This is a genomic window from Haloferax sp. Atlit-6N (assembly GCF_003383195.1).
Taxonomy (GTDB): domain Archaea; phylum Halobacteriota; class Halobacteria; order Halobacteriales; family Haloferacaceae; genus Haloferax; species Haloferax gibbonsii.
On the sequence record NZ_QEQJ01000052.1, the window covers coordinates 1 to 706 of the forward strand.

The 706-nt window shown below is 65.0% G+C and carries 1 protein-coding gene and 1 pseudogene; both read right to left on the reverse strand.

Annotated features, from left to right (window positions below; genetic code table 11):
- A partial coding sequence (locus DEQ92_RS21085) for an ATP-binding cassette domain-containing protein (RefSeq protein WP_115821734.1) occupies positions 1–415 on the reverse strand: 415 nt, incomplete at its 3' end.
- Positions 405–706: pseudogene (locus DEQ92_RS21090) on the reverse strand (ABC transporter permease subunit); the annotation flags it as partial. The pseudogene DEQ92_RS21090 and the gene DEQ92_RS21085, both read right to left, overlap by 11 nt.

Sequence of the window (706 nt, forward strand, 5' to 3'; positions counted from 1 at the left end):
CTTTCAGCCCGAAGGCGATGTTCTCGCGGGCGGTGAGGTGCGGGAAGAGGGCGAACTCCTGGAAGACGACGCCGACGCCGCGCTCTTCGGGCGGCACGAACGTCGATCCCGAAACCGAGCGGCCGTTCAGCCGCACCGCGCCGGCGTTGGGTCGTTCGAGCCCCGCGATGAGCCTGAGCGTCGTCGTCTTCCCACAGCCGGACGGACCGAGGAGGGTCAGAATCTCACCCTCGCGGACCGATAGCGAGAGGCCCTCGACGACCGGCTCGGAGCCGTAGGACTTCTGTAGGTCGTCTAATTCGAGGACGACCTCCTCACCGACACCGGCCGTCAACGGCTCCGTCTGTCCGTCGCTGGCTGTGTCAGTTCGGTACTTCGCGTTCGACTCCACCGGTGTTTGCGTGCTATTTGACATCGTATCCCTCTTGTCTGAGAATCACGAGCATCGAGAGCCCCGACACGAAGAGCAGGACCAGCGCTGGCACTGCCGCCTGTCCGAAGTACCCCGATTCATATGCTGTCCAGATATGTGTGACGAGCGTGGTAAAACCCGACGGTCGCAGCAGAAGCGTCGCCGGTAGTTCCTTCATCGTCGTCAGGAACACGAGCGCCGCCCCGCCGAACAGCCCCGGTGCGACCAGCGGGAGCGTGACGTACCGGAACGCCCCCACGGAGGTCCGACCGAGCGTGCGGGCGGCCTCCGGAA